Source organism: Roseococcus sp. SDR (genome assembly GCF_019083995.1).
In the GTDB taxonomy this organism is placed as follows: Bacteria; Pseudomonadota; Alphaproteobacteria; order Acetobacterales; family Acetobacteraceae; genus Roseococcus.
The window spans coordinates 100,124-123,062 of sequence record NZ_JAHRCU010000012.1; the positions used below are offsets into that span (position 1 = coordinate 100,124).

Annotated in this window: 25 protein-coding genes; 12 read left to right on the plus strand and 13 right to left on the minus strand. The window is 70.7% G+C overall.

Going from position 1 to position 22,939, the window contains the following annotated elements:
* Positions 1–116: 116 nt before the first annotated feature.
* The 9 genes from KTR66_RS14755 to ccmA form a co-directional block, all read right to left on the minus strand.
* A complete protein-coding gene (locus KTR66_RS14755; RefSeq protein WP_213613690.1) occupies positions 117–1,091 on the minus strand; it encodes an NAD(P)H-dependent glycerol-3-phosphate dehydrogenase in 975 nt (324 codons plus the stop codon).
* Positions 1,084–1,899 (minus strand): 23S rRNA (adenine(2030)-N(6))-methyltransferase RlmJ, encoded by an 816-nt coding sequence (locus KTR66_RS14760; RefSeq protein ID WP_213613804.1) that lies wholly within the window; start codon positions 1,897–1,899, stop codon positions 1,084–1,086. Before KTR66_RS14760 ends, KTR66_RS14755 begins: the two co-directional genes overlap by 8 nt.
* Positions 1,900–1,911: 12 nt before the next feature.
* Positions 1,912–2,604 (minus strand): SDR family NAD(P)-dependent oxidoreductase, encoded by a 693-nt coding sequence (locus KTR66_RS14765; RefSeq protein WP_213613692.1) that lies wholly within the window; start codon positions 2,602–2,604, stop codon positions 1,912–1,914.
* Between the two features lie 2 nt (positions 2,605–2,606).
* Positions 2,607–4,061 carry an amidophosphoribosyltransferase gene (gene purF / locus KTR66_RS14770; protein ID WP_213613694.1) on the minus strand — a complete coding sequence of 485 codons (1,455 nt, stop codon included), beginning with the start codon at positions 4,059–4,061 and terminating at the stop codon, positions 2,607–2,609.
* An 11-nt stretch (positions 4,062–4,072) separates the two neighbouring features.
* The gene (locus KTR66_RS14775; protein ID WP_213613696.1) at positions 4,073–4,633 is read right to left on the minus strand and encodes a CvpA family protein; all 561 of its coding nucleotides are present in this window, start codon (positions 4,631–4,633) and stop codon (positions 4,073–4,075) included.
* A gap of 46 nt (positions 4,634–4,679) precedes the next feature.
* Positions 4,680–6,080, minus strand: a complete 1,401-nt coding sequence (radA, locus tag KTR66_RS14780) for a DNA repair protein RadA (RefSeq protein ID WP_213613698.1) — start codon at positions 6,078–6,080, stop codon at positions 4,680–4,682.
* Positions 6,081–6,603: 523 nt separating this feature from the next.
* A complete protein-coding gene (locus tag KTR66_RS14785) occupies positions 6,604–6,963 on the minus strand; it encodes a hypothetical protein (RefSeq protein WP_213613700.1) in 360 nt (119 codons plus the stop codon).
* Between the two features lie 74 nt (positions 6,964–7,037).
* Entirely contained in the window at positions 7,038–7,688 is a 651-nt protein-coding gene (gene ccmB, locus KTR66_RS14790) for a heme exporter protein CcmB (protein ID WP_213613702.1), read from the minus strand.
* The gene (ccmA, locus tag KTR66_RS14795; protein WP_249732144.1) at positions 7,685–8,287 is read right to left on the minus strand and encodes a heme ABC exporter ATP-binding protein CcmA; all 603 of its coding nucleotides are present in this window, start codon (positions 8,285–8,287) and stop codon (positions 7,685–7,687) included. Before ccmA ends, ccmB begins: the two co-directional genes overlap by 4 nt.
* A gap of 56 nt (positions 8,288–8,343) precedes the next feature.
* Here ccmA and acnA point away from each other — a divergent pair, with 56 nt between their 5' ends.
* The gene (gene acnA / locus KTR66_RS14800; RefSeq protein WP_213613704.1) at positions 8,344–11,034 is read left to right on the plus strand and encodes an aconitate hydratase AcnA; all 2,691 of its coding nucleotides are present in this window, start codon (positions 8,344–8,346) and stop codon (positions 11,032–11,034) included.
* A 95-nt stretch (positions 11,035–11,129) separates the two neighbouring features.
* Here the strand turns inward: acnA and KTR66_RS14805 are convergent, their stop codons facing one another.
* Complete coding sequence (locus KTR66_RS14805) at positions 11,130–11,669, minus strand: CHAP domain-containing protein (protein WP_249732145.1); 540 nt, start codon at positions 11,667–11,669, stop codon at positions 11,130–11,132.
* Positions 11,670–11,731: 62 nt separating this feature from the next.
* Entirely contained in the window at positions 11,732–12,355 is a 624-nt protein-coding gene (locus tag KTR66_RS14810; protein WP_213613706.1) for a YjbF family lipoprotein, read from the minus strand.
* Between the two features lie 108 nt (positions 12,356–12,463).
* Between KTR66_RS14810 and proB the strand changes: the two genes are divergently transcribed.
* The 4 genes from proB (at position 12,464) to KTR66_RS14830 (ending at position 15,198) form a co-directional block, all read left to right on the plus strand.
* Complete coding sequence (proB, locus tag KTR66_RS14815; protein WP_213613708.1) at positions 12,464–13,585, plus strand: glutamate 5-kinase; 1,122 nt, start codon at positions 12,464–12,466, stop codon at positions 13,583–13,585.
* Entirely contained in the window at positions 13,585–14,376 is a 792-nt protein-coding gene (locus tag KTR66_RS14820) for an undecaprenyl-diphosphate phosphatase (RefSeq protein ID WP_213613710.1), read from the plus strand. Before proB ends, KTR66_RS14820 begins: the two co-directional genes overlap by 1 nt.
* 79 nt (positions 14,377–14,455) lie before the next feature.
* Positions 14,456–14,797 carry an STAS domain-containing protein gene (locus tag KTR66_RS14825; RefSeq protein WP_213613712.1) on the plus strand — a complete coding sequence of 114 codons (342 nt, stop codon included), beginning with the start codon at positions 14,456–14,458 and terminating at the stop codon, positions 14,795–14,797.
* Complete coding sequence (locus KTR66_RS14830; protein WP_213613714.1) at positions 14,794–15,198, plus strand: ATP-binding protein; 405 nt, start codon at positions 14,794–14,796, stop codon at positions 15,196–15,198. Before KTR66_RS14825 ends, KTR66_RS14830 begins: the two co-directional genes overlap by 4 nt.
* Positions 15,199–15,204: 6 nt before the next feature.
* On the opposite strand, the gene KTR66_RS14835 is transcribed toward KTR66_RS14830, so the two are convergent.
* Together KTR66_RS14835 and KTR66_RS14840 are read right to left on the minus strand one after the other, a co-directional pair.
* On the minus strand, positions 15,205–16,152 hold the full coding sequence (locus tag KTR66_RS14835; RefSeq protein ID WP_213613716.1) for an MBL fold metallo-hydrolase: 948 nt from the start codon (positions 16,150–16,152) through the stop codon (positions 15,205–15,207).
* 23 nt (positions 16,153–16,175) lie between these two features.
* Positions 16,176–18,203 (minus strand): 4Fe-4S binding protein, encoded by a 2,028-nt coding sequence (locus KTR66_RS14840; RefSeq protein ID WP_213613718.1) that lies wholly within the window; start codon positions 18,201–18,203, stop codon positions 16,176–16,178.
* An 80-nt stretch (positions 18,204–18,283) separates the two neighbouring features.
* Between KTR66_RS14840 and KTR66_RS14845 the strand changes: the two genes are divergently transcribed.
* The 7 genes from KTR66_RS14845 to KTR66_RS14875 all read left to right on the plus strand — a co-directional run bounded on the left by KTR66_RS14845 (position 18,284) and on the right by KTR66_RS14875 (position 22,928).
* Positions 18,284–19,000: a biotin/lipoate--protein ligase family protein gene (locus tag KTR66_RS14845; protein ID WP_371819137.1), complete on the plus strand. Its 717-nt coding sequence runs from the start codon at positions 18,284–18,286 to the stop codon at positions 18,998–19,000.
* The gene (locus KTR66_RS14850) at positions 18,985–19,548 is read left to right on the plus strand and encodes a DUF6505 family protein (protein ID WP_213613722.1); all 564 of its coding nucleotides are present in this window, start codon (positions 18,985–18,987) and stop codon (positions 19,546–19,548) included. The genes KTR66_RS14845 and KTR66_RS14850 overlap by 16 nt, the downstream gene beginning before the upstream one ends.
* Positions 19,545–20,573 (plus strand): DUF6352 family protein, encoded by a 1,029-nt coding sequence (locus KTR66_RS14855; protein WP_213613724.1) that lies wholly within the window; start codon positions 19,545–19,547, stop codon positions 20,571–20,573. The genes KTR66_RS14850 and KTR66_RS14855 overlap by 4 nt, the downstream gene beginning before the upstream one ends.
* Entirely contained in the window at positions 20,570–21,076 is a 507-nt protein-coding gene (locus KTR66_RS14860) for a DUF3305 domain-containing protein (RefSeq protein ID WP_213613726.1), read from the plus strand. Before KTR66_RS14855 ends, KTR66_RS14860 begins: the two co-directional genes overlap by 4 nt.
* On the plus strand, positions 21,076–21,765 hold the full coding sequence (locus KTR66_RS14865) for a DUF3306 domain-containing protein (RefSeq protein ID WP_213613728.1): 690 nt from the start codon (positions 21,076–21,078) through the stop codon (positions 21,763–21,765). The genes KTR66_RS14860 and KTR66_RS14865 overlap by 1 nt, the downstream gene beginning before the upstream one ends.
* A gap of 123 nt (positions 21,766–21,888) precedes the next feature.
* Positions 21,889–22,668 (plus strand): molecular chaperone TorD family protein, encoded by a 780-nt coding sequence (locus KTR66_RS14870; protein WP_256437594.1) that lies wholly within the window; start codon positions 21,889–21,891, stop codon positions 22,666–22,668.
* A 29-nt stretch (positions 22,669–22,697) separates the two neighbouring features.
* Positions 22,698–22,928 carry a twin-arginine translocation signal domain-containing protein gene (locus KTR66_RS14875; RefSeq protein WP_213613732.1) on the plus strand — a complete coding sequence of 77 codons (231 nt, stop codon included), beginning with the start codon at positions 22,698–22,700 and terminating at the stop codon, positions 22,926–22,928.
* The last annotated feature ends 11 nt before the right edge of the window (positions 22,929–22,939 follow it).

A 22,939-nucleotide genomic window follows, 5' to 3' on the forward strand; every position in this document is an offset into this window, starting at 1 on the left:
ACGATCCGGCCGCACAGCGGCCGGCGCCGCCCAACCGGATGTCGGGCCCAGCGCGCCCGCGGCGCGGCGGAGCCAAGCCGCCGGAGGCGGCGCGCGGCGTCTGAGGGCGGCAAAATCTATTCACCCCGAAGGGGGCGGGCCATGAGCGCGGCCAGCGCACCCTGCACGTCGAGGCGCCCCTGCAGCATCGCGACGACGGCCGCGCAGATCGGCAGCTCCACCCCGGCCGCGCGGGCCCGCTCCAGCAGGGCAGGCGCGGTCGCGATGCCCTCGGTCACGCCCGCACGGCCCGCCAGCGCCTGGGCCAGCGTCATCCCGCGCCCCAGCGCGAAGCCGAGCGAAGCGTTGCGGCTCGAGCTTCCCATCGCGGTCAGGATCAGGTCGCCCAGGCCTGACAGCCCCGCCGCAGTCTCCGGCTTCCCGCCCAGCCCGATGACGAGGCGCGACAGCTCCGCCAGCCCGCGCGTGATGAGCGCCGCGCGCGCATTCTCGCCGAGTCCCGCCCCCGTCGAGATCCCGGCCGCGATCGCCAGCACGTTCTTGGCCGCGCCGCCCAACTGCACGCCGAGCACATCCTCGCTGCCGTAGAGGCGCAGCGCCTGGCCGGAGAGCAGCCCCTGCGCGGTCGCCACCAGCGCGGCATCACGCGCCGCCACCACGCTGGCCGCCGGCAGCCCCGCCGCCACCTCATGCGCGAAGTTGGGGCCGGAGAGGATGCCGCCCGTGAGGTCCGGCCGCGCCTCGGCCAGCACCTCCAGCGGCAGGCGCAGCGTATCGGCCTCCAGGCCCTTGCAGACCAGAAGCAGCGGCGGAAGCCCGCGCGGCAACCGCAGCAGCACCTCGCGCAGCGGCTGCATGGGCACGGCGAGGATGCCGAGCCTGGCACCACCCGGCGCCGGATCATGGGTGACGCGCAGCGCCTCGGGGAAACTCGCGCCAGGCAGCAGGCGCGTGTTCACCCGCGCGCGCTGAATCTCCTCCGCGCGGGCCGCGTCGCGCGCCCAGAGGGTGACGCCATGGCCGAGCCGTGCCGCATGAATGGCCAGCGCCGTGCCCCAGGCGCCGGCGCCATAGACGATGACTTCACTCATCGGCGATCCGCGTCAGCGCCCATCCGGCACCCGCCTCCCCTGACAATTCCACGCGCAGCGCCTCCAGTATGGCGCGCGCGGCCTCCTCGAAGCCATAGGGCGGGTTCACCACGATCAGCCCGCAGCCATTGAGCCGCGCCGCATCCACCGGCTCGCGCAGATGCAGCTCGGCCGCCACCACGTCCCGCACGCCGGATTCCGCCAGCGCCGTGTGGAAAGCGCGCACCGGCGCGCGGCCCTTGATCGGATACCAGGCCGCCTGAACCAGGCCGCGCGCGCGGCGCGAGACCTCGGTGATGGCCGCCGTCAGGCGCTCGTACTCGCCCGGCTGCTCGAAGGGCGGGTCCATGAGGACGAGGCCGCGCTTCTCCGGGAAGGGCGTCAGCGCGCGCACCGCCTCGAAGGCATCGCGCCTGTGCACCGCCACGCGGCTGTCGCGCCGGAACAGCGCGCGCAGCGTGGCGTGGTCCTCCTCATGCAGTTCGACCAGCGCGAGGCGATCCTGCGGGCGCAGCAACGCGGCGGTGAGCGCGGGCGAGCCGGGATAGCCCCCATCGGCGCGCACGAGGTCGAGATAGTCGGCGAGCGGCCCCTCGGTGATGTCGAGCAGCCGGCCGATCCCCGCGCGCCATTCGCCCGTGCGTTCGGCCTCGTCGCTCGCCAGGTCATAGCGGCCGATGCCGGCATGGGTGTCGAGCACGCGGAAGGGTGCCGGCTTGCGCGCCAGCGCGCGCAGCAGCCAGACCAGCAGCGCGTGCTTCATGCAGTCGGCGAAGTTTCCGGCATGGAAGGCGTGGCGGTAATTGATGGTTCAGGCCCTTCAGATGGGCAGCGTCGCCCCATGCGCGAAATCCTGCCCGAGCAGCGCGAGGATGGCGGCCCCCACCTCCTCCGGCTGGCGCAGCTTGCTCTGGTCCTCGCCCGGGAAGCCGGCCGAGCGCAGCTTGGTGGCGACCGGACCCGGATCGACCAGCGCGACCTTGAGCGGCGACATCGTCACCTCTGCCGCCCAGCAGCGGACGAGATTGGCCTGCGCCGCCTTGGCGCTGCTGTAGAGGCTCCAATAGGCCGTCGGCTCCTCCGCATGCACATCGTGCAGGAAGAGCGCGCGGCCGGCGGGGGCGGCGCGCAGCGGCGGGTCGCAGGCGCGGATCAGGCGATAGGCGGCGGTGGCGTTCACCGCCAGGCTCTCGGCCCAGTCGCGCGGCGGGATGTGGCCGGCGGGCGTCAGCTTCGCGAGCAGCCCGGCCGCATGCACCAGGATGTCCAGCCGCCCGAAGCGCTGCACGATGGAGGGGCCCAGCATGTCGAGCTGCTCGGCCTCCTTGATGAAGTCCAGCGGCAGCAGCGTGGCCGCCCCGCCCGCCGCGCGGATCAGGTCGTCCGTCTCTTCCAGACCGCCCTGGCTGCGCGCCATGAGCACGACATGCGCGCCCGCGCCGGCGAGCGCCAGCGCCGCCGCACGGCCGATCCCGCGCGAGGCGCCGGTGATGAGCGCAACCTGCCCCTTCATGCTCACACGCCCGCCTTGAGAAGGCTGCCGCGCGCCTCGGTGTTGTCGGTGCGGTCGGTCAGCGGAATGGCGTATTCGCCGGTGAAGCAGGCATCGCAATAGGCGGGTGCGGCCGGGTCGCGCCCCTCGCGGCCCAGCGCGCGATACAGGCCGTCCAGCGAGATGAAGGCCAGGCTGTCCACGCCGATCAGCTTCGCCATCGCCGCCAGGTCATGCTGCGCGGCCAGCAACTCGGAGCGCTCGGGCGTGTCGATGCCGTAGAAGCAGGAATGCGTGGTGGGCGGCGAGGAGATGCGCATGTGCACCTCGGCGGCACCCGCCTGGCGCACCATCTCGACGATCTTCTTGGAGGTGGTGCCGCGCACGATGCTGTCATCCACCAGGATGACGCGCTTGCCCTCCAGCATGGCGCGGTTGGCGCTGTGCTTCAGCTTCACGCCGAGGTGGCGGATCTGGTCCGTCGGCTCGATGAAGGTGCGGCCCACATAATGGTTGCGGATGATGCCGAGCTCGAAGGGAATGCCGGCCTGCACGGCATAGCCCATGGCCGCCGGCACGCCGCTGTCGGGCACCGGCACCACGACATCGGCCGCCACATGGCTCTCGCGCGCGAGTTCGGCGCCGATGCGCTTGCGCGTCTCATAGACCGGCGTGCCCTCGACCACGGAATCGGGGCGCGCGAAGTAGATGTATTCGAAGATGCAGAAGCGGTTCTCATCCTTCGGGAAGGGCTTCACCGAGCGGATGCCGCTGTCGTCGATCACGACGATCTCGCCCGGCTCGATGTCGCGCACGAATTCGGCGCCGACGATGTCGAGCGCGCAGGTCTCGCTCGCCAGGACCCAGCCATCATTCAGCCGGCCCAGCACCAGGGGCCGCACGCCCATCGGGTCGCGCGCGCCGATCAGCCCGCCATTGTGCAGCGCCACCAGCGAATAGGCGCCCTGCACCTGCTTCAGCGCGTCAATGAGCCGGTCCAGCACGGTGGAGTAGAGGCTGATGGCGATGAGGTGGACGAAGACCTCGCTGTCCGTCGTGGACTGGAAGAGGCAGCCGCGGCGCACCAGGGCGCGCTTCAGCACGGCGGCGTTGGTGAGGTTGCCGTTGTGGCCGACGGCGAAGCCGCCGAACTCGAAATCGGCAAACAGAGGCTGCACATTGCGCAGCGCCGTCTCGCCCGTGGTGGCGTAGCGGTTATGGCCGATGGCGGTGCGGCCGGGCAGGCCCGCCATCACCTTCGCATCGCCGAAGATATCGCCCACCAGGCCGAGGCCCTTGTGCGAATGGAAGCGGCCCGCGTCATCCAGCGTGACGATGCCCGAGGCCTCCTGCCCGCGATGCTGCAGCGCGTGCAGGCCAAGCGCGGTGAGGGCCGCCGCATCCTTGTGCCGCCAGATCCCGAAGACCCCGCACTCCTCGTGGAATTTGTCGTCGTCAGACGCGGCGGGAAGGGGCATGGCAGGGACCTTCAGCTTCGGTTTCGGGCAGGCGGGCGCATCAGCTCCTCCTGCGTGGGCACGCGGCGTTCCGGCGGGGCTGCGATGCGGGGGCGATACTCCTCCGGCATCAGGCCGACAACCCATCGGGCGCCATCCACCACATAGGGCAGCGAGCGGGCTTCCTGCACGGGCTCGGGCCAGCGCTCGATGGCGGGGACGAAGAGCCCCGCCAGCACATAGGCCAGAACCGCGATGAAGGCGCCGCGCGCCAGCCCGAATATGGCGCCCAGCGAGCGATCCACACCCCCCAGAGGGCTGCGCTGGACGCTGCCCGCCAATGCGTGGATGAGGAGCTTCAGCACCACCAGCACGATCAGGAAGACGCCGCCCACGGCCACGCCATCGGCCAGCCAGTCGGGCTCGATCGTGCCTTCCATCAGCGGCTTGATGTGATCCAGCAGGGCGAAACCGGCCAGCGCCGCGCCGATCCAGGCGGCGATGCCGAGGAATTCCCGCACGAAGCCGCGCAGGAACGACAGGATGGCGGAGGCCACCATCACGAGGAGAAGGATGCCATCCGCCCAGGTCATGCTGCACCGCCATGTAGCCGGGGCGGCGATTCCTGTCACCTTGGGCCTAATCCCGTGTTCGCTTCAGCGTTCCCGCCGCAAAGGGCGCCACCAGATCGGCCAGATGGCCCACCTCGGTCAGCCGCAGCCCCTCGATGGCGGCGGGCGGCTTGTTCCCCCGCGCCACCCGGCGCGGCAGCACGGCGGCGGAGAAGCCGAGCTTCTGCGCCTCCCGCAGGCGCTGCTCGGCCTGGCTGACCTGCCGGATCTCGCCGGAGAGGCCCACCTCGCCGAAATACACCGCATCCGGATCGGTCGGCCGGTCGGTGATGGCCGAGGTCAGCGCCGCCGCCACGGCCAGATCCGCCGCCGGCTCGTTGATCCGCAGGCCCCCCGCGATGTTCAGATAGACGTCCGATTGCCCGAAGCTGAGCCCGGCGCGCGCCTCCAGCACGGCCAGCAGCATGGAGAGCCGCCCGCCCTCCCAGCCCACCACCTGCCGCCGCGGTGAGCCGCCATTGCTGGGCGAGAGCAGGGCCTGCACCTCCACCAGCACCGGCCGCGTGCCCTCGAGCCCGGCAAAGACCGCGCTGCCCGAGATATTGCCCCGCCGCTCCGCCAGGAACAGCGCCGAGGGGTTCGTGACCTCGACCAGCCCGCCCTCGGTCATCTCGAAGACGCCGATCTCGTCCGTGGCGCCGAAGCGGTTCTTGGTGGCGCGCAGGATGCGGAACTGGTGGCCGCGATCGCCTTCGAAATAGAGCGTGGCGTCCACCATGTGCTCCAGCACGCGGGGGCCGGCCAGCGTGCCCTCCTTCGTGACGTGCCCGACCAGCACCAGCGCGAAGCCGCGCGCCTTGGCGCAGCGGATCAGCTCCGCCGCGCAGGTCCGCACCTGCGCCACGGTGCCCGGCGCCGAATCCAGCGCGTCCAGCCACATGGTCTGGATCGAGTCGATGACGACGAGCGTCGCCTCATTCTCCGCCTCCAGGCTGGCCAGGATGTCCCTGAGGGCCGAGGCGGCGGCGAGTGCCATGGGCGCTTCCGCCAGGCCCAGCCGGCGCGCGCGCATGCGCACCTGCGCCACCGCCTCCTCGCCCGAGATGTAGAGCACGCGTTTGCCCCCCATCGCCATGCGGGCCGCGGCCTGGAGCAGGATGGTGGATTTGCCGATGCCCGGATCGCCGCCCACCAGCACGGCCGAGGCGGGGACGAAGCCGCCGCCCAGCACGCGGTCCAGCTCGGCGATGCCGGTCAGGTGGCGCGGCGGGGGCGCGCTCTCGCCCGCCAGGCCCACGAAGGTGATGCCCTTGCCTGGCGGCGCCTTGCCCGCGGGGCCGGGCGCGCGCGGGGCGGTGCTCTCCTCGACCAGCGTGTTCCATTCGCCGCAGCCATCGCAGCGGCCCTGCCACTTCGGGTGCGTGGCGCCGCAGGATTGGCAGACGAAGCGGGTGCGGTCCTTGGCCATGGGCAAGAACATAAATAGAACGTCGTCACTCGGCAAGGGATGGGCCGCGATAGGCGGCGCCGATGGCCGGCGATGCCAGAGCGGATTGGCCGCGCGCCGCCCTGCGCCCTAGCTTCCGGTCATCGGCATGGCGGCCCTGCCCGCTGGCATGAAGACGAAGGAGCGATCGAGATGAGACAGCACCTGTTGACCGGCCTCGCCGTCGCCGCGCTGGGCGCGCTCCCCTTCGCCGGTGCCTCGCGCCCCATGGCACCTCCGAACCGATCCAGCTGGGCGTGGCGACGCTGGGCAATCCGTCGGGCGCCGGTGGCCTGAACCTGCCGATGGACCTCGCTTCCGGCACCACCATCACCTGCCGCGTCCTGGTCCGCTCGGGCGCCTGAGCCGGCCCCAAGTCTCGGGATGAGCCCTGATCCTCGGCTCATTCGCAGAGGTCGTCGCGCCACTTCCCCATCCCAGGCGCGGCGGCACCCCCGGCGGGGCGATCCCCCCCAACTGGCCCCGCCGGGGCCCCCATCCCCGCTCACCCCATGCGGCAGGAGGCGCCGAGGCCGCGCAGCAGGGCCTCGGGCGGCAGGCCGGCCGATTGCTCCTCCGGCACGCGCAGCGCGAAGACCGTCTCGCCGCGGCGGGTCAGCATCAGGGGCAGGCCCATCTGCGGCCGCCCGCCGCCGGTCGTCAGTACGGGCTGCAGCAGGATCGCCTCCCCCGAGCGATTGGCGACGGCGACGGTGAGGCCGGTGGCGGCCAGGCCCGGCGCGTGCTCATGCCATTTCGGGCTGATGGCCAGGACCTCGACACGGCCGCCGCACAGCGAGCTCGCGCCAAAGGCGGGGCCGGCGAGAAGGCAGGCAAAGGCCGAAAGGGCCAGAATGCGGCGCATGGGATCGCTCCATCCGAGTGAGAACGATCCCGCTCTATGGGATGAAGGTTAACCGCCGCCTAAGCCACGCACGGTCAATCGCCGCGCAGCGCCGCGCCCGCCGCCAGGGGGGCAAGTGGCGCCGCGAGCGCCAGGATCGCGGCCTCCAGCAGCAGATAGGGCCGCGGCTCGAGCCCGCTCGCCGCGGCCTCGATGGCGGCCGCGCCGAAGATCACCGCGGGGATGGAAAGCGGCAGGACCAGCAGCGGCAGCAGCACGCCGCCGCGCCGGGCGCCGAGCGTCAGCGCCGCCCCCGCCGCGCCGAAGACGGACAGGATGGCGGAAGCGAGCCCCAGCGCCAGCATGGCGGCGGGCCAGGCCTCGGTCGGCAGGTTGAGCAGGGCCGCGGCCAGTGGCGTGGCCAGCACCAGCGGAATGCCGGTGGTGATCCAGTGCCCCAGCGCCTTCACCGCCGCGATGGCGGCCGGATGCAGGCCCGAGAGCAGGAGCTGATCCAACGAGCCATCCTCCGCCTCCGCGCCGAACAGCCGGTCCAGCGGCAGCAGCGCCGCCAGCAGCGCGGCGGCCAGCAGCACGCCGGGGGCGAGCCGCGTCAGCAATTCGGGCGAGGGGCCGACGCCGAAGGGGAACATCGCCGCCACCAGCACGAAGAACATGACGGCCGAGAGCGTATCGGCCGGGTGGCGGAGCGCGAGGCGGAGCTCACGGGCCAGCAACGCGATCACAGGCGCAGCTCCCGCGCATCGGGCAGCGGCAGCGGCAGGTGGGTGGCGGCCAGGATCATGCCCCCCGCCGCCCGATGCGCGGCGAAGAGTGGGGCGAGGCGCTCCACTGACGCCGCATCCAGCCCGACCGAGGGCTCGTCCAGCAGCCAGAGCCGGGCGGGGGCGAGTGCCAGCCGCGCCAGCGCCAGCCGCCGCTTCTGCCCCGACGAAAGCACCCGCGCCGGCAGATCGGCCAGCGGCGTCAGCTCCAGCGCGGCCAGTGCCGCCGCCACATCCCCGCCCCAGAGGCGCGCGAAGAAGGAGAGGTTCTCGCGCGCGGTCAGCGCCGGCTTCAGCGCGTCCTGGTGGCCGATATAGCGCAGCCGCGCGCCATGCGCCGCCGGATCGGCCAGGCAATCCTCGCCCTCCCAGGTCAGAGTTCCTTCCGCCGCCGGAATCAATCCCGCGAGCAACCGCAGCAGGGAGGACTTGCCCGCGCCATTCGCCCCGGTCAGCAGCAGGGCCTCGCCCGGGGAAACCTCGAAGGACAACCCGGCGAAGACCAATCGTTCCGCCCGCCAACAGGCCAATTCTCGCGCTTGCAGCAGGGCGGCCTCCATGGACCTCTCAACAAGGCCATGCTTAAAAGCGCGGCGCAAGAGTGAGGAAGAAGACAATGAACGGGACCGACACCCTCAAGGCGGCGCGTCAGCTCACGGTGGATGGCAAGACCTACCACTATTTCAGCCTGCCCGAGGCGGCCAAGCAGATCGGCGACATCTCGCGCCTGCCCTTCTCGCTGAAGGTGCTGCTGGAGAATGTGCTGCGCTTCGAGAATGGCCGCAGCTACACGGTGGACGACGCCAAGGCCATCGCCGAATGGGTGCAGGCCGGCCATTCCGAGAAGGAAGTCCCGTTCAAGCCCGCGCGCATCCTGCTGCAGGATTTCACCGGCGTCCCCGCCGTGGTGGACCTGGCCGCCATGCGCGACGCGCTGCTGAACCTGGGCGGTGACCCGCGCAAGGTGAACCCGCTGGTGCCCGTCGATCTCGTCATCGACCACTCGGTGATGGTGGATGTCTCAGGCTCCGCCTCCGCGCTGCAGAAGAACGTGGACATCGAGTTCGAGCGCAATGGCGAGCGCTATGAGTTCCTGCGCTGGGGCCAGGAGGCCTTCAACAATTTCCGCGTCGTGCCGCCCGGCACCGGCATCTGCCACCAGGTGAACCTGGAATATCTGGGCCAGGTGGTCTGGACCAACACGGTGGCCGGCGAGACCTATGTCTATCCCGACAGTTGCTACGGCACGGACAGCCACACGACGATGATCAACGGCCTGGGCGTGCTGGGCTGGGGTGTGGGCGGCATCGAGGCCGAGGCCGCGATGCTCGGCCAGCCCATCGCCATGCTCATCCCCGACGTGATCGGCTTCAAGCTCTCCGGCAAGCTGAAGGAAGGTGTGACCGCCACCGACATGGTGCTGACGGTGACGCAGATGCTCCGCAAGAAGGGCGTCGTCGGCAAGTTCGTGGAGTTCTTCGGCCCCGGCCTGGCGCATATGCCGCTGGCCGACCGCGCGACCATCGCGAACATGGCCCCCGAATACGGCGCGACCTGCGGCTTCTTCCCCGTGGATGAGATGACGCTGGGCTACCTCACGCTTTCGGGCCGGGATGAGCACCGCATCAAGCTCGTTCGCGAATACTGCAAGGCGCAGGGCATGTTCCGCGACGAGAACACGCCCGACCCCGTCTTCACCGACACGCTCGAGCTCGATCTCTCCACCGTCGAGCCCTCCATGGCCGGCCCGAAGCGCCCGCAGGACCGCGTGGCGCTGGTCAATGTCGGCGCCTCCTTCGCCAAGGACCTCGCCGCCGGCGCCATGGGCGTGCCGGGCGATGAGGCGAACAAGCGCGTGAAGGTGGCGGACGCCAATTTCGATCTCGGCCATGGCGATGTGGTGATCGCCGCCATCACCTCCTGCACCAACACCTCCAACCCCTATGTGCTGGTGGCCGCCGGCCTCGTGGCCCGCAAGGCGCGCGCCAAGGGGCTGAAGCCGAAGCCCTGGGTGAAGACCTCGCTCGCCCCTGGCTCGCAGGTCGTGACGGATTACCTGGATGCCTCGGGCCTGACCGCCGACCTCGACGCCATCGGCTTCCAGACGGTGGGCTATGGCTGCACCACCTGCATCGGCAATTCCGGCCCGCTGCCGGACGCCATGGTGGACGCCATCGAGGAGAACAAGCTGGTGGTCGCCGGCGTGCTCTCGGGCAACCGCAACTTCGAGGGCCGCGTGCACGCCAATGTGCGCGCGAACTACCTCGCCTCGCCGCCGCTCGTCGTGGCTTACGCGCTGGCCGGCACGGTGAAGCTCGACATGGGCAAGGATGCGATCGGCATCGGCAGCGACGGCAAGCCCGTCATGCTGGCCGATATCTGGCCGACGCAGGAAGAGGTGAACGCCACCGTCCATGACGTGCTGACGCGCAAGATGTTCATGTCCCGCTACTCGGACGTCTTCAAGGGTCCGAAGCAGTGGCAGGCCATCAAGGTGGATGCGGGCAGCGACACCTATCGCTGGAATGCCGGCTCCACCTATGTGCAGAACCCGCCCTATTTCGAGGGCATGACGATGGAGGTGAAGCCGCTCGCCTCCGTGCAGGGCGCGCGCGTGCTGGGCCTGCTGGGTGACAGCATCACGACCGACCACATCTCGCCCGCCGGCAATATCCGCAAGACCAGCCCGGCCGGTGAATACCTGCTGGAGCATCAGGTCCGCCCGGCCGACTTCAACAGCTACGGCGCCCGCCGCGGCAACCACCAGGTCATGATGCGCGGCACCTTCGCCAATATCCGCATCAAGAACGAGATGGTGCCCGGCATCGAGGGCGGCATCAGCAAGCACTACCCCTCGGGTGATGTTGCGCCGATCTATGACGTGGCCATGCGCTACAAGGCGGAGGGCGTGCCGCTGGTGGTCTTCGGCGGCAAGGAATACGGCACCGGCTCCTCCCGCGACTGGGCGGCCAAGGGCACCTTCCTGCTGGGCGTGAAGGCCGTGATCGCCGAGAGCTTCGAGCGCATCCACCGCTCCAACCTGGTGGGCATGGGCGTGCTGCCGCTGGTCTTCAAGGAGGGCGAGAACCGCCAGACCCTCGGCCTCAAGGGCGATGAGAAGGTGGACATCCTCGGCATCGAGAACCTGAAGCCGCGGATGATGCTGGACGTGGTGATCACCCGCGCCGATGGCAGCGTGGTGAAGACGCAGGTGCTGTGCCGCGTGGATACCGCCGACGAGGTGGAATACTACCGCAATGGCGGCATCCTGAACTACGTGCTGCGCGAGATGGCGAAGGCCGCCTGAGGCCTTGGCTGATGGGTGCGAGAGGGCTTTGCCCTCTCGCACTCACCCACCAGGAAACCCGGTTTCCTGGACCTTCCCCCGTTTGGTGATCCCGCTCAGCGCCCGGCCATCTGCATCCTGGGCAGGATGAAGCCGTGCGCGGCGAAGACGGTGTTTCCGTAGTCGTTGATGTTCGGATACCAGACGCGGATCTGCGTCCAGTCATTGTTCGCTGAAACGTCGATCACCGGCTGGTCCTGCGCGACGCGGCCGCGCGCCGAACCGCTCGCCCAATTCGCATGGTCCACCCGGATTTCGCGGGCGGAGACGACGCGCGACACCACGGCCACATGCCCCGTGGGCAGCCGCCGCGTGCGGGCCATGACCAGCACGCTGCCCGGCGCGGGGCGCCTTGCGCGGGTATAGCGCCCGGCCGCCGCATCCCACCATTGCCAGGCATCGCCGCGCAGCTCGATGCCCGAGCGCGCGCGCGCATAGGGCACGCAGGAGAGCTGCACATCCGGTCCGAAGCCCGGCACGCCGGAGGGCCTGGGCGCGCGCGAGGTGCCGCAGCCCGCGAGCGCGGACAGCGCGACCAACCCCAACCAGCGCCGACCGCTGGCCTGGAAGACGCTCGACACGATGAAAACCCCCAAAGCCGCCTCCCCCGAGGCGACGGGCCGATTTTACCGCAAGGCGGGCGGCGAAAAAAGCACGATCATTCGGCCGGCTGGAAATCGAGCGCGAGCGGGCCGATCCCGGGGCCGATCCACTGCTCGGCATAGCCCACCGCGCCGCTTTCGCGCTCCGCCCAGAAGCGGTTCACCACAGGGGAGAGGCCGGGCACGCGGCAGCGCTCCTCGATCAGGATGTAGCCATCCTCCGTCTCGGCCGCGCGCAGGCGGCAATCGAAGGCGAGGCCGAAGCGCATGGTGGAGGGGTCGCGCGAGGCGCCGGAGACATCCACCAGGCGCCGCGTCTCGGCGGTGCGGGTCAGCAGGGCGCGCGGATCGCTCAGCGGGTCCGGTCCGTCGAAGCGCGTGGCCATGACCATTTGCGGCAGCCCGGCGGTGCCGACCACCCGCGCCCCATCCGTCGCCACCACCACGCCACCCGGGGCGCGCCACATCCGCCGCGTGCCCTGTTGCTGGATGAGCACCGCGCTGGCCTGCCGCCGGCCCAGCGCCATGCGCAGTACCTCCCCGGTTTCCTGCGCCTCGGCGCTTTCGATCTCGGCGATGGCCATGCGGTCGGGCTCGCCGCTGGGCAGGAAGCCGGCGAAGGGGGAATTGCTGCCACAGCCCACCAGGGCGAGGAGCAGGATGGGCAGGACGGCGCGCATGCCCGATGATGCGAACACGCCCCGGTTGTGTCGAGTGGATTTCGCTGGGCAGACCCGCAGGCCGGGGAGGCTGGACGCACCGCCGCAAAAGCCGCAGAGAAACGCGCCATGTCGCCCTTGCTCACCGCCCGACGCATCGTCGTGAAGATCGGCTCCGCCCTCCTCGTCGAGCAGGCGGAGCCGCGCCGCGCCTGGCTCGAATCGGTGGCCGCCGACATCGCCGCCTTCCGCGCGCGGGGCACGGAGGTGGTGGTCGTCTCCTCCGGCGCCGTGGCGCTGGCGCGGGGCACGCTGGGCCTGACGCGCAAGACGCTGAAGCTCGAGGAGAAGCAGGCCGCCGCCGCCGTGGGCCAGATCCGCCTCGCCGGCGCCTGGGAGCAGGCGCTGGCCGGCCAGGGGCTGCGCGCCGCGCAATTGCTGCTGACGCTGGAGGATAGCGAGGACCGGCGCCGCTACCTCAATGCCCGCGCCACGCTGGCCACGCTGGCCGAACTCGGCTGCGTGCCGGTGATCAACGAGAATGACACGGTGGCGACCGCCGAGATCCGCTTTGGCGACAATGACCGCCTGGCCGCCCGCGTGGCCGAGATGATCTCGGCCGATGCGCTGATCCTGTTTTCCGACATTGACGGCCTCTACACCGCCGACCCTCGCCGCGACCCCGCCGCCCAGCACCTGCCCGTGGTGGAGCGCCTGACGGATGAGATCATGGCCATGGGGGGCGAGCCGCCGCCCGGCTATTCCTCCGGCGGCATGCGCACCAAGCTGATCGCGGCCCGCATCGCGACCGGCGCCGGGTGCGCGATGGCGATTGCGATGGGCCATGCGCCGCACCCGCTGAAGCGGCTTTCGGAAGGCGAGCGCTGCACCTGGTTCCTCGCCTCGCCGGAGGGGCGCACGGCGCGCAAGCGCTGGATCGGTGGCAGCCTGCAGCCGCAGGGCGTGCTCGTGGTGGATGCGGGTGCCGCGCGCGCATTGAAGCGCGGCGGCTCGCTCCTGCCGGCCGGTGTGCGCGCGGTGACGGGCGATTTCTCGCGCGGCGATCCGCTCAGCGTGCAGGACGAGACGGGGCGCGAACTGGCGCGCGGCCTCTCCGCCTATGACGCGGCGGATGCGGTGCGCATCGCCGGCCATCGCAGCGCCGAGATCGAGGACATCCTCGGCTGGCGCGGCCGCGACGAGCTGATCCACCGCGACGACATGGTGCTGGCCGAGCAGGAGACCCGCTGATGTTCGACGCCTTCCTGATGGGCGTGGTGGAGGGGCTGACCGAGTTCCTCCCCATCTCCTCCACCGGCCACCTGATCCTGCTGGGGGAGCTGCTGAACTTCCAGGGGCCGCCCGGCAAGGTCTTCGAGATCTCGATCCAGCTCGGCGCCATCCTTGCCGTCATCGTCGTCTTCTGGCGCAAGCTGCTCGGTGTGGCGCTCGGCATGTGGAAGCCGCGCACGCCCGAGCGCTATTTCGCGGTCAACATCGCGCTGGCCTTCCTGCCCGCCATGGTGATCGGCGCGACGCTGCACGGCACCATCACGGCGCTGCTCTTCAACCCCTGGGTGGTGAGTGTCGCGCTCATCCTCGGCGGCATCGCGATCATCCTGATCGAACGCACCATCCGCGTGCCCACCATCCGCTCCGTGCCGGAAATCGGGCCGCTCGCCGCCATCCTCATCGGTTTCGGCCAGGCGCTGGCGATGATCCCGGGCACCTCGCGCTCGGGCGCCACCATCATCACCGCGCTGCTGTGTGGCGTGGACCGCAAGACGGCGGCCGAGTTCAGCTTCATCCTGGCGATCCCGACCATGCTCGCGGCCGCCGCCTATTCGCTGCTGAAGGCGCGCAACGAGCTCTCGCTGGAAGGCCTCGGCCAGATCGGCATCGGCTTCGTCACCGCCTTCGTCGTGGCCTTGATCACGGTGCGTGCCGTGCTGGCGGTGATCGGCCGCATCGGCTTCACGCCCTTCGGCTGGTACCGCATCGCCATCGGCACGGTGATGCTGGTGCTGCTCAGTCTCGGCTGAGCCGCCTGCCACAAAACTGTCACTCCCCAAGCGGCCGGCCTGCTTCTATGGGCGTGATGGACCAGCATGGGGATTTGGCGTGGATATCCGTTTCGAGCAATTGTCCTCCGGCGTCGCGGTGATCCGGCTCAAGGGCCGGCTGGACATCACCGGCGCGATGAAGATCGACGTGCAGTTCGCCGCCGTCGCCGCCGCCAACCGGGCCGTGGTGGTGGATCTGGGCGAGGTGGAGTTCCTCGCCTCCATGGGTCTGCGGACGCTCATCATGGGGGCCAAGTCCATGCGCAGCAAAGCTGGCCGCATGGTGCTGTACCGGCCCATCCCGCTCGTCGAGGAAGTGCTGGTGACCAGCGGCACAACCACCTTGATCCCGGTCGTGCATGATCTGGCCGAGGCGGAGGCCCAGGCCCAGGCGGCATGATGATACGCGAGGTCCAGCTCAGTGCGGAGGTCGCGGAGATGCCGCGCCTCGCCGCCTGGGTGGAGGCTGAGGCGCCCGGCCTCGGGCTGAGCGATCGCCAGACCTACGCCATCCAGCTCTGCCTGGAGGAGGTGGTGGCCAACCTCGTGATGCATGCGCGCCCGGCTGCGGGCGCGGGCATCGCCGTCACGGTCCGCATCGAGGATGCGCCGCTGCGGGTGACGGTGGAGGATGACGCCGAGCCCTTCGACCTGACGGCGCTGGCGCCCGCCGCGCCGGCCTCCTCGCTGGAGGCGGCGGAAGCCGGCGGCCTCGGCCTGGGGTTGGTCACGGCCTATACCACCGCGCGGGAGTATCGCTCGGAAGGCGGGCTCAACCGGCTCACCTTGGCCTTCGACTGAGAGGTCTCAGCCCCAGGCGTCGCGGTAGAACCGATACCCGTCGCCCTCGCGCGCCAGATGCCCGGTGGCCGGGAAGGGGAAGTGGTAGCCGGTGACGCGGATGCGGTCCGTCGCCGCCATGTCCAGGATGCGCCGCCGGCTGGCCCCGGCCGCCGCACCGTCGAAATCGAAGAGCGAGATGTAATCCGGGCGGCGGGCGAACAGCTCCGGCCGGTGGGTGATGTCGGCCAGCACCAGGAACTGCTCGTTGTTGTCGCTGACGCGGAACACGGTGTGCCCCGGCGAATGGCCGAAGGCCGGCACGCTGGTGATGCCGGGCGTCACCTCGGAGCCGGGCGCGAAGCGGCGGATGCGGCCCTGATAGGGGGCGAAGCGCCGCGCGACATTGGCAAAGTTCACCCGCTGCCCCTGCGGGCTGCGGCTCTCATTCCCCGCATCGCTCCACCAGCCGAATTCCTCGGCGGCGACGGCGATTTCGGCATTGGGGAAGGCGGCCGCGCCCTCGGCCGTGGTCAGGCCATGGATGTGGTCCTGGTGGCAATGGGTGACGATGACGAGGCCGACGCGCGCCGGATCGAGCCCCGCCGCCGCCATGTTGGCGGAAAGCCGTCCGGCGGTGGGGGTGAGCTGCCCGCCCGTGCCGGCATCGAAGGCGATGAGCAGCCGGCCGGTGTCCACGAAGGTCACGTTGTAGGGGCCGATATAGTGGTCCGTCGGCAGGAAGGATTCCGCGAGCACGGCGCGCACCGCGTCAGCCGGCGCGTTCAGCACCAGCCCCTCGATGTTGCGGCGGGCGAAGCCGTCCGAGATGGTGGTGACGGTGAAGCCGCCGACGCGGAAGCGGAACCAGCCCGGCGCCTGCGGCACGGCGGCGGGCGCGGGGGCCTGGGCCAAAGCAGGTGTCGCCGCCAGCAGGGCGGGCGCGGCGAGCAAGGGGCGGCGGCGCAGCGTCATCAGGTTTCCTCCCGTGTGGCCGATCAGTTCAGCTTCTTCGCCCGCTCCGCCTCGCGCAAGTAATCCTCGGTCGTCTTGGTCTTGGGCCGCTCGGTGGTGGCATAGGGGTCGAGCGCGGCATTGGTCGCCGCGGTCACGCGGCAATCCTCGCAGAGGTCGAGCATGGCGAGGCGCGCGGGGTCCTGGAACATCCAATGGCCGGAGGCGACGAGCTTCGCCTTCACCCGCTCGACGCTCGACTTCATGCCGAACAGCTTGCCACAGGAGGGGCATTCCGCCGGCGGCTCTTCCTTCACCACCACCGGCCGCGCGGCCTCGGGCGCGAAGTTGAGGCGCGGCTCCAGCGTGATCACCTTCTCCGGGCAGGTCACAGCGCAGAGGCCGCATTGCACGCAGGCATCCTCCAGGAAGCGGAGCTGCGGCGTGTCCGGATTGGCGGTGAGCGCCGAGGTCGGGCAGACCATGGTGCAGGAGAGGCAGAGGGTGCAGCCCTCGGTATCCACGCGGGCCAGGCCGAAGGGCGCCTTCTCCGGCATCGCGACCTGCGTGGCGGTGGCGCCACTCGCGCCATGCAGGGCGCGGAAGGCCTGGCGCATCACCTCGCGCGGGGCGCCCATGGGCAGGAAGCTCTCCGGCGTCCAGCTGGTGCGCAGCGGCTTGAGCGCGGAGAGCGCCTCGCCCAGGGTGAAGGGATCATCCGTCTCGATCGCGGCGGCGCGGGCGCCCAGGCCCAGGCCTTCGAGGGCCGCGTTCAGGTAGTCGAGGTTGCGGAACACGCCCTCGGTGCCGTGGCCGCGCCGGGCGGGCATCAGCAGGCGCAGGCCGGCCGCGCCCCAGGCAAAGGCGCCGGCCAGCAGCGAGAGATCGAGCTGGCTCACCTCATTCACGCGGATGGGCAGCACGCGGGCAGGCAACCCGTCGCCATGGCGGGCGAGGGCATCAATCAGCGCCTCGCCATGCGCGTCGTCATGGATCAGCAGGATGGGGTCGCGCCCGCCCGCCTCGGCGAAGCCCAGCAGCATGGCGCGGATGCGCCGCGCCAGCGCATCGGCCGGCGGCAGCGCGTATTGGATCGCGCCGGTCGGGCAGACGGCCGCGCAGGCGCCGCAACCCGCGCAGATCTCGTTGGAGACATTCACCCAATCCTTCCCGGACGGCGTGATGGCGCCGGTCGGGCAGAGATCGAGGCAGCGCGTGCAGCCGGTCTTCTTGTTGCGGTTATGGGCGCAGAGCCCCTGCTCGAAATTCACGAAGCGCGGCTTGTCGAAGGTGCCGACCAGCTCGCCCGCCGCCGCCATGGCCTTGGCGACAGCGACAGGGTCGGCCGGGTCGGCGCGCAGATAGCCCTGCCGCGTTTCATGGAACAGCGCGGGGCGGCCCGAGAGGTCCAGGATCACGTCGCAGCGGCTTTGCGTGCCGTTCTTCCCCTCGCCCCAGAGATAGGTGGCGCGCGAGGCGGGCGATGCGGCCGAAGTGTCATCCACCACCACGGTGAAATCGCCCAGATGCCCGGTGGCCGAGCGCGCACGCCCGCGCAGGACGGGGAATTCCACGCGGCGGGCGGGCGTCACCGGCTCCTCGCCGGTCAGCAGCACGGTGATGTCGAGCTTGTCGGAGAGCGCGCGCGCCGCCTCCAGCGCCACGGCGTCCCGCCCCAGGATGAGCGCGATGCCCTGGCTGGTCATGGAGACGAGCGAGATGCCCGGCAGCGGCTGCGCGGCGGCGGCCAGGAGCCCCGCCATCTTCGGCCCGGCCTGCTCGCCCTCGCTGCTCCAGCCCGCATGCTCGCGGAGATTCACGAAATCCAGCGGGGCGTCGAAGCCGACCTCCTCCGCCTCCTGGGTGAAGAGCGGCGCCTCCTGCGTGCAGGCCACGGTGACGGGGCGGTTCTCGCCCAGGGCCTTGAGGAAGCGGTCCATCTGGCTGCGGCAGAGATGCTCCGCCGTCCGCAGTTCCGCGCCCTGGGCGGCGCAACCCTTGGCCAGGGCCTTGCCATCCAGCGCCATCGTGTCCTCGCAGGAGCAGACGAAGGCGATGCGCGATGCAGTCATGGGGGTGGGCTTCCTTCCCGGCGGCGTTGCGCGCGCTTATATCCTTACACGCCAGTCAGGAAAGAGAGGGGACTCCCAGCGTGCACACCGGCGACACCTTGCCGCCTCTGCCCAGCCTTTTCGCGCCGGTGATGCTGCGCGAGGGCGGGGATGCCATGGCCCGCGCGGTGGAGCTGGCGCCCGAGGGCGCCTCGCCCATCGCCAGCGGGGCGGGCACGCTGGTCTGGGTGCGGGCGCTGAACCGCGCCGAGGCCGCGGTGGTGCTGGAGCCCGACCGCCCTCTGGGCCAGGCGCGCCTCGCCTATCTGGCCGCCGCCAATGCCCTGGCCGACACGCTTTCCGCCATCGCCCCGCCCGAACTGCCGGTCACCTGGCGCTGGCCGGGGACGCTGGCCGTGAATGGCGGCGTGGTGGGCGAGATGCGGCTTGCCCTGCCCGAGGGCGCGACCGAGGACGAAATCCCCGAATGGATGGTGGTGGGCTTCGAACTCCGCCTCGCCTGGCCGGATTCCGTCACCCCCGGTGACCGGCCGGGCGAGACCTCGCTGGTCGAGGAAGGTTTCGAGGATCTGACGCCGGCCGGCGTGACCGAGGCCTGGGCGCGCCACCTCATGGCGAACATGGATGAGTGGAACGCCCGCGGCCCGCGCCGCGTGGCCGAGAAATACCTGGCCCGGCTGGAGGAAGCGGCCGGCCAGAAGGGCGTGAAGCGCGGCATCGACCCCAATACGGGCGCGCTGGTGATCCACCGCGCCAAGGGAGAAGACGAAGGGCGCGAGACATGGCCACTCTCTTGAGGACGATCCGCCTCGACCCCTCCGACACGCTGATCTTCCCTGTGGCGGCCGAACCCGGCGAATGGGCCGTCCCCGGCGGCTTCCAGTTTTGGGATGACGCGCCGGACAGCCTCGCCGGCAAGCGGCAGCAGGCCTTTCGCAGCGGCTTCCTGGGCCTTTCCAGCTTCGGCTGGTCCACCCTGGTGGAGGTGGCCGAGATCACGCCCGAGGCCCGGGCCGAGGTGCTGGAAGCCCTCGCCGCGCATATCCAGGCCGAGCATGGCGCGCCCGACCGCGACGCCGCCCGCGCGGCGGCGGCCGAGGAGCTGGCCTTCGCCGAATCCCTCTGCGACCAGCCGCCCGGCACCGTCTTCGCGCTCCATCGCAGCCATGACGCGGGCGGCGAGGTGCGCGAGGCCTTCCGCACGCTCCATCGGCGCGAGACGCCGCACCATGATTTCGGCGCCCTGCCTGTCTTCGCCATCTCCCAGGTCGAGGAGGAGACGCCGCCCGATTCCCCCGACCTCACCGCCCTCATCAAGGCGGGTTCTTTCAAGGATGGGCCATGACCCTGCTCTCCCCCGGTGATTTCTGGGTCGCCTCCGGCCACCACCTCTGCGACCTGGACGCGGAGGGGCGCATGCGCGCCACGCCCGACCTCTGGCGCGCCTTCCTGGCCCGGCCCGAACTGGTGCCCCCGGAAGAGGCCTGTGACGCCGAGCGCGCCCTGCATGCGCGCCTCATGGACAACCCGCTGGCGGCGGTGGAGGTGGCCGGCCTGGCCGACCCGGACGCCGCCGAGAACTGGGAGGTCTTTCTCGGCTTCCGCGACAAGGTGGCGGCCGAGCCCACGCTGGAGGCCGCCTGGCTCAAGCTCTTCCGGGGCAATGTCGGTGGCATCCCGCCGCTGTTCCTGCAGATGCTCACCCACCTTGTCGCCCGCGCGGCGATGGAGGGCGAGGGCGACGCCTTCACGCTCCGCGCCGCCGAATGCCTCTTCCGCACCCAGCGCGCCGCCATCACGCAGGGTGCGACGCTGCTCGCCGATGAGGAGGTGGTGGATGCGCGCCACGCCGATGGCGACCTCGGCGCGCTGGGCCGCCTGCTGACCGAGGCCGGCGCACCGCCGCGCGAGGTGGAGCTGGACGTGCTGAGCGAGGAGAATGCGCCGGGCTACAAGGCGCGCTCCGACGCGCATGACATGGCGCTGGACATCGCCGAATCCCGCCAGGGCCAGTTCGGCCTGGCCCGCGCGCTGGAGCGCTTCACCCGCCACATGTTCGGCGAGACGGTGCGCATCAAGCCCGTGCCCGTCATCGAGGACCGCAACTGGACCTGGCATGTGGGCCTGGATGCGGAGGCGACGCGCATCGCCAATGCGCTCTGGGACGGCAAGAAGGTGAAGCAGGCGGACCTGGCGCGCATCCTCTGGCTTGGCGTGCTGGAATTCGAGGATCCGACGCGGGTGGTGAAGCGCGCGCAGGGAAGGCCGGTCTATCTGGCGCTCGCCATGGACGCGGCGCAGCGCGTGCGGATGAAGCCGCAGAACCTGGTGAGCGGCCTGCCGCTCGTGGAAGCGGAGAGGGCGGCATGAGCGATTCGGCCGAAACCTTGCCCCCCGAACTGACGATCCCCGTCGCCATCCTGGCCGAACGACGGCCGGGCGTGACCATCTGGCAGTCCCATGTCTGGCGCGCGCTGGCCGTGCTGGAGGAGGCGCCGCCCGTCCCCGCCTGGACCAAGCTGCGTGAGGAGAACGGCCGCGAGGTCTTCTTCGCCGGCACGGCCGAGGTCCATCTCCATCGCACCGACACGCCCAACTACAAGGACAATCTGGAAGCCGCCGAGCCGCGCATCTGGGTGGTGCTGCGCGACACGCCCGAGGGCATGTCCATCCAGGCCGTGACGGTGGATCCCGGCGAGGCCGAGATCTACACCGAAGGCCCCTCGGACCTGATCGAGGCCCTGCCCCTGCCGCCCGGCCTCGCCGTGCTGCTGGCCATCTTCGTCGCCACCCATCACGTCGAGCGCGAATTCCACAAGCGCAAGCGGGACCGGCAGGATATCGATTCGCTGGGCCGGAAGGGGCGCGTGTGATGGCGGAGGAGGCGGAGAAGCTCGGCTTCCTCAGCCGCTGGTCCCGCCGCAAGCGCGGCGAGGAGGTGCCGGAGCCGCCGCCGGAGCCGGTGGTCGAGGCCAAGCCGGAACCCCAGCCCGAACCCAAGCCCGAGCCGGTGGCCGAAGCCCCGCCACCCGAGCCGGAATTCGACATCTCGACCCTGCCGCCCATCGAAAGCCTGGACGCGAGCAGCGATTTCACCGTCTTTCTCAAGCCCGGCGTGCCGCAGGCGCTGCGCACGGCGGCGCTGCGCAAGGCCTGGCTCGCGGACCCCTTGATCCGCGACTACATGAGTCCGCTCGACTATGCCTGGGATTTCAACACGCCCGGCGGGCTGCCGCATGGCTTCAGCAATGTGCTGGCCGAAACCGGCGAGGCGCTGCGCAAGCTGGTGAACCAGGCCATCGGCGAGATGGAGCCGGAGGAGGAGAAGGTGCCGGACCCCGTGGCGCTGGCTGAGGCCGGGTTGCCGCCGTCGGAAGGTGATCCCGTGCCGGACGAGGATTCTCACCTCGTGGAAGCGCCGTCCGCTCCGGATGACACGGACGACATGTCGATTCCGAGCCCCATCCGGCTCAGCGACACGCCCCTTCCGGCCCCCGCACCGGTCCTGGAGGAGCCGCCGCCGCCGCCCCGGCGGCGCCATGGCGGCGCCTTGCCGGCCTGAAAGCCCAGCTTTGCGGGCGACAAATTTGCGAATGCTTCTCATTCTCAAATAAGTCCTTGAAATTGCGCCACCTTTTCCCCGTCCCGGTTGACGCCGGTGCAAGATTTCTGCACTGTCATGTCAATGGACCGGGGAACGCAGACAGGCGGGCTTGACGCCGCCATCACCGCGGCTGGAGGCATGGAAGCCTTCCAGGCGGCCCTCAACGTCGCCCGCCGCACGGTTTTCCTGTGGAAACAACAGGGTGTGCCCGCCGAGCGCGTGCCCGAGATCGAGGCCGCCACCGGCATCTCCCGTCACGCCCTGCGCCCGGATCTCTGGCCCACCCCCACCCAGGCGGCCGATCCGCTGCGCGAGGGGCGCGCCAATCTTTACGCCCTGCTCGGCCACCTGCTGAGCGACGTGCCCGACCCCGCCTTGCTCGCCCGCCTCACCGCCATCCCGGCGGATGATTCGCCGATCGGCCGCGCGCTGGGCCAGCTTGCCGCCGCCGCCCGCGTGGCGAAGCCCGAGGCGCTGGAGCGCGAGTATCACGACCTCTTCATCGGCCTCGGGCGCGGCGAGCTGCTGCCCTATGCCTCCTACTACCTGACGGGCTTCCTGCATGAGCGCCCGCTCGCCGAGCTGCGCTCGGACCTCAAGCGGCTGGGCATCGCCCGCTCCGCCGGGGTGCATGAGCCCGAGGACCACATCGCCTTCCTCTGCGAGGTGATGGCGGGCCTGCTCCGTGGCGGCGTCCCGGAGGAGGCCGATGCGATGTTCCAGCGGCATATCCGCCCCTGGGCGATGCGCTGCTTCAGCGATCTCTGCGCGGCCCAGGCGGCGGTGTTCTACCGGCCCGTCGGCGAACTGGGGCGCGCGCTGATGGATGTGGAATTGGCCGCGGCCGAGCTGCCGGCCTGACGTTTCTTCGAAGGGAGAGGGAAATCGCCATGGCGAATGATCAGGAGACGGCCGGCAAGCGCCGTGGGTTCCTCAAGACCTTGGGCTTCGGCACCGCCGCCGCGGCGGCGGCCGTGACGCCGGCGCTCGCGCAGCGCGCCGATTCCGTGCCGGCGCGCGACGCCCGCAAGGAAAACGCCGCGACCCGCACCGCCGCGCGCTACCAGCCGAACTCGCCTTCGGTGCAGGCCTTCTACCGCACCAACCGTTACGAAACCTGAGCCCGGGAGAG